Here is a 4,809-nt window from a genome sequence, read left to right as displayed (position 1 = left end):
CTAGCCGCTGGCCGCTTTGGATTTAGCCAGCGACGAAGCGGACATTCGTGCTGGGCAGGCGAACCGCTTCGGCGGCAACGCGAGCGGACAGATGACGCGCCTAAATGGCGCAGAAGGCGTTCGAGGGTATCGCTCAAGTCCCGGCCCGGCGGCGGGTGCCACAAATGTCGCCGACGCGGTGCGGCAGGCGGTCACCTATCCTACATCGTCTTGTCTCTGCGTACCAAGCGGCTGGTCGCAAGGAGGCCTGACGGACGGATGGTGGAGTTCGTCGCTCCGTGACTGCGCCACTTTGGAAATCGCTAGGCGACCGCTGGGCGACTTGAACGAATTTGCCCCTGATCGGCTGGAGAATAGGATGCGCCGAAGGCGCTCCGTCCCTATGTTGTCGGCACATCGAGAGCCGGCTATGGACGATGCGGACAGGGGGGAATACGAATGTCGGACATCTTTGATGAGTTCATTCAGCTGGACCGGACCTTCCACGACCTCGGCCTGAGCGAGGAGGAAGGCAAGGATGCCGAGCTGTTCCGGCTGATGCGCCGCGACAAGCTCACGCAGTGGTCCGACCTCCTGGAGGAATCGCGCGTCGTCCTCTTGTCTGAGGCGGGATCGGGAAAGACCGAAGAGATCCGGCACGTGTGCCGCGACCTCCGGCTGCGCGGGAAGTACGCCTTCTTCCTGCGCATCGAGCACCTAGCACAGGACTTCGATGCGTCCTTCGAGGAGGGAACGCCCGAGGAGTTCGATGACTGGGTCGCGTCCGGTGAGGACGGCTGGCTCCTCCTCGATTCCGTCGACGAAGCCAGGCTGAAGGATCCCAAGGACTTCGAGCGCGCGATCAGGAGGATCGGCCGCAAGCTGCGCGGCGCTCTGCAGCGCGCGCACATCGTCATCACGAGCAGGGGCGAAGCTTGGCGGCCGAAGACAGATCTCCTCCTCTGCGAGACGAACCTGCCATGGACTCCACCGGCAAGCGCGCCCGAAGTCGACCAGGATTCGGACGAAGCCTTCACGACCACCGGCGGCGTTGGCTCCAAGCGGCGGAAGTCCATCTTCCGTATGGTCGCGCTCGACGATCTCGCCGGCGAGCAGGTCGATCGCTTCGCAGGGGCCAAGGGCGTCACCGACATAGCCGCTTTCAGAAAGGCGCTGGACCGCGCGGAGGCGTGGTCGTTCACTACCCGTCCGCTCGATCTTGCCGAGACTGTCGAGTTCTGGCTCGCGAACGACCGCGTCGGCTCGCGTCTCGAACTGCTGCGCGCCAGCATCGACAAGCGCCTGGACGAGCGCGACCAGGACCGCGCCGATGCTAATCCGATTTCGAAGGAGCGTGTCCGCGAGGGTGCGCGTCTTGTCGCCGCGGCCTCCACCCTGGCGAAAAAGTCGGCGGTCCGCGTCCCCGACGGCCAGAAGAACGACCGCGGGCTCGATATCAAGCAGGTGCTCACCGACTGGGACGACGCCGACTGCCGCACGCTTCTCACCAGGCCGATCTTCGACGAGGGCATCTACGGCACGGTGCGGTTTCACCACCGGTCGGTCCGGGAGTTCCTAACCGCCGAGTGGCTCCATTCGCTTCTCGTCGACGAAGGATCGCGCGCACGCGTCGAGAACCTGTTCTTCCGGCGGCAATACGGCGTCGAGGTCGTAGTCCCGACGATGCGGCCGGTCCTGCCGTGGCTAGCGATCCTGGATCAGCGGATCCTCGACCGCGTCATGCGCCTCGCCCCCGAGGTCCTGTTCGAAGGGGGCGACCCCGCCCAGCTGCCGCTGGAGACGCGGATCCAAATCCTGCGGGAGTCCTGCGAGCAGCTGGCCCAACCCGCCCATGGCCGCAGCATCACCGAATACTCGGCGGTACAGCGCTTCACGAATCCGGATCTCGCTGACGTGATCCGCGAGCTCCTCGACAAGCACAAGGACGATGACGACATCGTCTGGTTCCTGCTGCGGATGGTCCACCAGGGCGGGATCGCGGCGCTCGCCGACAAGGCCAAGCACTTCGCCCTCACCTCTCGATCGAAATACACGCGCATCGCCGCCATCCGTGCCGTGATCGAGGTGGGGTCTCCGCAGGACATCGCCGAGGTCCGCAAGGCGTTTGTCGCGGAAGCTCCTACGCTCCGGCGGAGCTGGCTGGGCGAGCTTCTCGACGGGCTCGGCCAGACGCCGGCCGACGTGGTGTGGCTCCTCTCCGCCCTAGCGCTCGCGGCGCCCAAGAAGCGATTCGAGACCGATCCGCTCTCCGACGCGCTCGCCAGCTACGTGGCGGCGCTTCCGCCGGCCCTGCTTGCCGCACTCCTCGATGGGGTCGGCAAGCTACTGAATCGAAAGCCGGTCATCGAGCAGCGCCACTGCGAGATCTCCAAGCGATACAGCTGGCTCGGGCAGACCGCCGGCCAGGTCCTCATGCGAATGATCCGGGGCCGCAACCCGGCGACGCTGAAGAAGCTGCCTCTGTCGATCCTGCGGAAACTCCCTATAGCCGAGGACTACGGGCGTGGCCTCTTCGAGGAGGTTCGCAACGAGCTGCCGCAACTGGTCCGCGAGTGGCCCCAAATCAATCGAGCGCTGTTCTGGAACTGCGTGGCCGAGGAGCGGGCACGCCGGAAGCGCAAGAACGGCGAACGCCTGACAGACTACTGGCATGTGTCGATCTTCGGCGCCTATTGGGCCTTCGACGGCTCCGATTTCGACTACATCATTGAGCAGATTGCCGGTCGGCCGCTCACGGACGACAAGCTCGTGGCGCTCACGCTCGCGGTTTCACTCTATCAGCAGAACGGCCGACCGCGTGCATGGCGGGAACGCTTAAAGACGGCGGCGACGATCGATCCCGAAGTCGAGACCGAACTCGATAAGCTGCTCAACCCACCGAAGGGGGCCGCCGCCAAATTCAAGCGGCAGCAGGCCGCCTGGAAGCGTCGATCCGACAGGGAGGCTGCGAAGGAGGCCAAGGCGAAGGAGCGGGCCAAGAAGATCCTGGCGAGCCGCGTCGCTACCATCCGCGACTTCGGCAAGCCAGGCAAGGTCTCCAATGACCAGTACTATCTCCACGAGCAGATGCGGAGTGGCGATAGCCAGCATAACTGGTGGACCGCCGGGAACTGGCGTGCTCTGATCGCGACGTTCGGCGAGGACGTAGCGCGCGCGTTCCGCGATAGCACCGTCGGCTACTGGCGCCAGAATAGGCCGCAGCTTCGCTCGGAAGGCGCGGCCGCCAACAGCACGCCGTTCACGACGATCTTCGGGCTCACCGGCCTCTCCATCGAGGCACGGGAGACCGACGGCTGGCCGTTGGCCCTAAACGCGACCGAGGCGGAGATCGCGACCCGATACGCCCTGCAGGAGCTGAACGGCTTCCCGCCATGGCTGCCCCAGCTGCACAAGGCGTTCCCGTCCCAGGTTCTCGACGTCATTCTCAGGGAGATCAGGCACGAGCTCTCGACCGAGATGCCCGAGGGCGAGAGAAATTATGCGCTCTACGACGTCAGCTGGCACGGCGACTGGATATGGGACCAGATCGCGCCGGCGCTGCTGCCCGAGTTACGCGCCAAGCGGGTCGACACCAGGAACCTCAACTACCTCCTGGCCATCATCAACCGCTCCTCGGTCGACGACGGTACCATCGCCGCGATCGCGTCGCGGAAGGCCAACGCCACGCGCAACCTCACCTTCTCTCCGATCTGGTTCGCCACCTGGGTCGGCGTCGATCCCGATGCGGCGATCCCCGCGCTCGCGGCCCGCTTCGCCGGCATGGACGATCCTGCCGAGCAGACCAAGCTGGCCCTCACCTTCATCGTCGCCCTTCTCGACGGCCGCTCCCAGGAGGGCCGCGCGCGGCAGGCCTTCCGCACGGTCGAGCACATGAAGTCGCTTTACCTGCTGATCGCTCGGTACATCCGGCAGAAGGACGACATCCAGCGTGCCGGCAAAGGCGTCTACTCGCCCGGCTTGCGTGACGACGCCCAGGATGCGCGAAACGCCCTCATCGCCTTCATCCGCGAGACGCCCGGCAAGCCGGCCTTCCTCGCCCTGCTCGAGATGGCGCGTGCCCACCCCGACCAAGAGAGCAGGCCTTGGATGGGCTTTCACGCGAAATCCAAGGCGGCCGCCGACGCTGACATCGACGCGTGGACGCCTTCGCAGGTGCGGGAGTTCGGTAAGTCGCTGGTGGCGACGCCTGCCAACCACCGCGAGCTCTGGTATCACGCCATCGACAAGCTGGACGCGCTGAAGCACGATCTCGAGAACGGCGACTCCTCGATAGCGTCGATCCTTCAGGCCGTGGATCAGGAGACCGAGTTCAGGAAGTTCATTGGCGGATGGTGCCGCGACCGCGCGGCAGGTCGCTACGTTGTCCCGCAGGAGGAGGAGCTCGCCGACGCCAAGCGCCCAGATCTGCGGTTCTTCGGCGTGGGCTTCGACGCCCCCGTGCCGACCGAGCTTAAGCTCGCCGACAAGTGGACCGGTCCACATCTCTTCGAGCGTCTGGAAATCCAGCTATGCGGGGACTATCTCCGCGATGTCCGCTCTAGCCGCGGGGTCTTTCTCCTCGTTTACCTTGGAACGAAGTCGTACTGGGACTTGCCGAACGGAAGGCGCGCTGACACCTTCGAACTGCTGATCGACGAGCTTCAGCGTCACTGGACGCTAATCTCCAACGACTATCCCGGCGTCGAGGACATCCGGGTCGTTGGCATCGACTTGACCCGACGGGGCATCGACGCCAAGGCTGGGAAGGCTGCCAAGACCACCAAGAAGGCGAGAAAGGCGGCCACGGCCGAAGGGAAGCTGCTTAAGACT

General features: G+C 65.1%; 1 protein-coding gene. It reads left to right on the top strand.

The features are described 5' to 3' along the window. Positions 1-438: 438 nt before the first annotated feature. On the top strand, positions 439-4,809 hold a 4,371-nt coding region (locus AC0L3D_RS36080), incomplete at its 3' end, for an NACHT domain-containing protein (protein WP_473647461.1).

The sequence above is a fragment of the Mesorhizobium sp. WSM4837 genome, from assembly GCF_055811435.1.
The sequence above is the reverse complement of the archived record's forward strand: the minus strand, read 5'-3'. Positions and strand labels throughout refer to the sequence as shown.